Origin of the sequence: Flavobacterium anhuiense (assembly GCF_900101855.1) — a bacterium.
In the GTDB taxonomy this organism is placed as follows: domain Bacteria; phylum Bacteroidota; class Bacteroidia; order Flavobacteriales; family Flavobacteriaceae; genus Flavobacterium; species Flavobacterium anhuiense.
On record NZ_FMVC01000002.1, the window covers coordinates 766,694 to 771,571 of the forward strand.

Annotated in this window: 3 protein-coding genes; 1 reads left to right on the forward strand and 2 read right to left on the reverse strand. The window is 34.5% G+C overall.

Features of this window, described 5'->3' with window-relative positions:
• On the reverse strand, positions 1 to 3,250 hold a 3,250-nt coding region (locus BLP44_RS07905), incomplete at its 3' end, for an HYR domain-containing protein (protein ID WP_244511699.1).
• A gap of 316 nt (positions 3,251 to 3,566) precedes the next feature.
• On the opposite strand from BLP44_RS07905, the gene BLP44_RS07910 reads away from it, so the two are divergent.
• Positions 3,567 to 4,583, forward strand: a complete 1,017-nt coding sequence (locus BLP44_RS07910) for a proline-specific peptidase family protein (protein WP_091131324.1) — start codon at positions 3,567 to 3,569, stop codon at positions 4,581 to 4,583.
• 21 nt (positions 4,584 to 4,604) lie between these two features.
• On the opposite strand, the gene BLP44_RS23040 is transcribed toward BLP44_RS07910, so the two are convergent.
• Positions 4,605 to 4,878, reverse strand: a 274-nt coding sequence (locus BLP44_RS23040) for a hypothetical protein (protein ID WP_211516877.1), incomplete at its 5' end; no start/stop codon positions are given.

A 4,878-nucleotide genomic window follows, 5' to 3' on the forward strand; every position in this document is an offset into this window, starting at 1 on the left:
CTGGAATTATTGCTCCGCATGATAAAATCTGATCTCCTATGCACGCAATTACTGGCGCTGTCACATCTGCGGAAGTGTTAACTTTAAAACTGCAAGTGGAACTATTATTGGAAACATCTTTTGCCGTAATTGTGATGACCATTCCGTCTGTAAAAGCAGTTCCTGCAATTGGATCTTGTGTTAGTATGGGTGCTGTGTCTTTATTATCAGAAACTGTAACCAAATTCAAATAATTTGGAACTAAACTTTTACAATTGAGCAACTGATCTGAAGGACAAGTTAAAACAGGCGCTTCGGTATCAGCATCATTTGAAATTTTAAAAGTACAAATCTCAAAATTTCCACTTTTATCTGTAACGGTCAACGTGACATCTTTGGTGACGCCATCAAAAATTGTCCATGGCGCTGGAACTTGCGTTACAGTCGGATTTGAATCACAATTATCTGTAACGGTTATAACATTTTTATAATCTGGAATAGGAAATCCAGTTGAAACAACTTCATTAGAAGGACAATTGGCTATAACTGGTTTCTGAGTATCGGTTACTTTTTTTCCAAAAACAACAAAAGCTTTTCCTGGATTATAATTTACTTTCAAATTTGAACCATAGGAATTGTAAGGATTACCAATTATAATATCACTGACACCATCATTATTAACGTCTCCTGCATAATTTACACTATACTCGTAAAGATAATCAGACATAATTCTAAAATTCTTATCGGTACTTGGACTTACAGTAGCTGTCCAAATCTTCTTTCCAAAAAAGATATAAGTAGTTCCAGGATCATGCACAAATAAGTCATCAATAGTATCGCCATTAAAATCTCCAGCGTAACCAAAACTATTACCAGCACTTACACCGTTTATTTTAAAGCCATTAGTACCGTCAAGATTTTTTAAATCTACTAGAACAGGAAAAACAGTTTTCCCAAACAAAACATACTGTCCTGTAATAGCAATATCATTAATGCCATCGTTATTTAAATCTCCTGCTTTTTCAATTCCATTATAAGAATCCAAAGCAGTTTCTGAGTTTTCAATTATAAATCCGTTTGTTCCATTTAAAGCTGAAATATTAAAATTTGCTGGAAAGTTATTGGAGCGTCCAAAAACAACATACTTACGTTTTTGATCTGATCCGTTATAAGAGCCTAAAGCAATATCTACAATCCCATCTCCATTGACATCTCCCAAACCAGAAACCGACCGACCCAATTTTCCCGTAGAAGCATCTCCTTCAATTGTAAATCCATTTGTTCCGTTAAGTTCAAAAGTTCTCAATATTGCCGGAAATCCTCCTGCTCTGCCGTACACAACAAAACACTTGCCATTCACTGCTCCCGAACCTGAAGTAATAACTGCAATATCCTGAAAACCATCAGAATTAATATCTCCTATAAGATCTATACTTGATCCTGTAGCTGCATAATTTTCATTGCCTATGAGAGTAAAACCATTAGAACCATTTAGCGACGAAAGTTTTATTTCGGCAGGAAAACCGCTTTTTTTCCCAAATATAATATAGGTATGCCCAGCTTCTGGACCGTAGGACGAATGTCTGTATGGATCACTTACCATAAAATCTCCAATTCCATCGCCATTTATATCTCCCGCACTGCTGACATCGTATCCTGTTAAAGGAAAATTAGAAGACGAAATGTCATTTCGTATCGCAAAACCATTCGTACCATCCAGTAAGCCTAAATCAATATTTGGTGCAAATCCCGAAGCTTTGCCAAATATTACATAAGCAGCACCTGGTATTATCTTATAAATTTTTGAAGCTCCATACCATGGATTATAATTTCCAGGAGCTCCAATAATTAAATCTTTTATTCCATCACCATTTACATCTCCGGCGTTATTAACACTAAACCCAGCTTCTCTGGCTAAAATTTCGCCATAAATAGAGAATCCATTATCACCATAAAGATTATTCACATTTATAGAAGTTGTTTTACAGTCAATATCCTGCTTAACAGTCTTTAATTTTACTAAAAATGTGCAGAAATTAATGTTTCCTGATGCGTCTTTAGCTGTAATGGTAACATTTGTATCTGCTGTAAAAAGTGTTCCCTGAGGTGGAGTTTGCGTAAAAATGAGATCAAAATTATCTGTAAGGTCATCACTTAAAGCAGTTAAATAGGATATATAGTTTGGTAACGTTGAATTTTTGTACAATTCCATTCCTGAAGGACAGCTTAAGATTGGGGGTAAATCTCCCCCCAAGGGATTTATGTAAAAATTACATACTGATATATTTCCTGATGCATCTTTTGCTGAAATAACTACATTCGTTCCTGAAGTAAAAATAGTTCCCGGTATCGGCACTTGCGTTACTATCGGATTAGTGTCACAATTATCTGTTACATGTATTAAGCCCAAGTAATCAGGAATAGCATCCCCAATTGCTAAAGTTTGATTACTAGGGCAATTAGTTATAACAGGTTTTACAGTATCGGCTGAAGCATTAATTACGAAACTGCAAGCAGAAGTGTTATTTGAAGCATCTTTTACCATAAGAGTAACTGTCATTCCAGGTGTAAAAGCAGTTCCTGGAGATGGCGTTTGAGATATAGTTAGAATTCCATCGCAATTATCACTAACTGTCACCCAGGTTTTATAATCTGGAAGAACTGATCCACATGACAAAAACTGAACTCCTGGACAGTTTGAAATAACTGGTTTTATAACATCTGGATTAGAAGTAATGGTAAAATTACAATATGATTTATTCCCCGTTTTATCAGAATACTCTATTTCAATAGGAGTTGGATTACCATAAAAAATGGTTCCTGCTGCGGGAGTCATTTTATATTTTAAATTAATACTGCAATCATCCTTGAGATTCATAATGGGACTTATTGCATAATTTGGTATAGCATCGCCACAATTTAATTTAATATTTGTCGGACAAGTAAATGTTGGAGGAGCTACATCTAGATTAACAGAAGTAACAATAATGCTGCAACTGCTTGTGTTTCCTACATCATCTTTAGCCGTAAATTGAATTTCCATTCCATCATAAAAAAAAGAACCTTCTCCAGGATATTGAGTTACATCTATTTCAGTATCAAGATTATCATTTACAGTTAACAGATCGAAATAACTCGGAACAAGCATCCCACAAGTCAATTTCTGATTTGGAGGACAAATCAATATGGGAGGTTCTGTATCAGCAGCAGATTTGGCTATTTTAGAAGTAAATTTGGTGACAGCTTTTATTTTTCTACTTACTGACTTCATATTGTTATCATTAATAAGCATAACAATATTTGAATCTGACTTAGTAAAATCTTTTTCCTGCGCATAAACTGTTACAAAAGAAAAAGAAATGATAAGCAGTAAAATTAAATTTGTTTTTTTAGTTAAAATCTTAAATTCGACCATGCTGAGGTATTATAATTTGCAAATACTATTTAAAGCGCAAAACTATAATCTCGCTAATTCTCTCACATCACTATAAATAGTGATTTTTAAATTCCACATAAAATAATACAATCAAAAAGTACACTGCGAAATTTAATTTGTAAATTAGTCTAAACCATTAAAAACTAAAATCATGCGTAGTATCATTGCTCTTTCCTCTCTTTTGCTTTTAACATCTTGTAAAAATGAAAACAATACTAATATCTTATCAGACTATTTTACATATGAGAAAGAAAAAGTAGAAACCGCAGGGGTAAAAATGATACCAATAAAAACACCCGTTGGAGAATTTAAAGTTTGGACAAAACGTTTTGGCAATAATCCAAAAATTAAAGTTTTACTGCTGCACGGAGGCCCAGCAATGACGCATGAATATATGGAATGCTTTGAGACATTCTTCCAGCGTGAAGGATTTGAGTTTTACGAATATGATCAACTAGGATCATACTATAGTGATCAGCCAAAAGACAGCAGTTTATGGACAATTGACCGATTTGTAGATGAGGTAGAGCAAGTTCGAAAAGCCATTAATGCTGATAAGGACAATTTTTATGCATTGGGAAATTCTTGGGGCGGAATATTAGCAATGGAATATGCATTGAAATATCAACAAAATATGAAAGGATTGCTAGTTGCTAATATGATGGCAAGTGCTCCAGAATATGGTAAATATGCCGATGAGGTTCTGGCAAAACAAATGAAACCAGAAGTTCTAAAAGAAATTAGAGACTTAGAAGCTAAAAAAGATTTCAGCAATCCAAGATATATGGAATTATTGATTCCAAATTTCTATCAAGAGCATTTATGTCGTTTAAAAGAATGGCCAGACGGATTAAATCGTGCAAGTAAACATGTTAATTCTGAAATATATACACTCATGCAAGGACCAAGTGAATTTGGTATTAGTGGGCGTCTGGCTAAATGGGATATTAAAAACAGACTGCATGAAATCACTATTCCAACTTTAATGATTGGAGCAAAATATGATACTATGGATCCAAAAGCAATGGAAGAACAGAGCAAATTAGTTAAAAAAGGACGTTATTTATACTGTCCAAACGGAAGTCATTTGGCAATGTGGGACGATCAAAAAGTATTTATGACTGGCGTAATTCAGTTTATTAATGATGTAGATAGTCACAAATTTTAATTTCCTAAAAAACATAAAGTACTAATTTAAAGCATTTAAAAAAACATAGCGTTTCCCTTTGGGTTGTGTTGTCCCTTGGATCTTTTGCGAATGAAGGGATAAGAAGCTCTCACATCCCTTAAAAGGAGCCGTTTCCATCCCTGACGCATCTGTTTGGGAAAAAGTTTTAGGGAAGCAGCATTGCGGAATTTCCAAAAATTGCCATAAAACAGAAAACCCCGTTTCGTTTAGAAACGGGGTTTTACAAAAGAAAGGCGACGACATACTCTCCCACATGACTGCAGTACCATCTGCG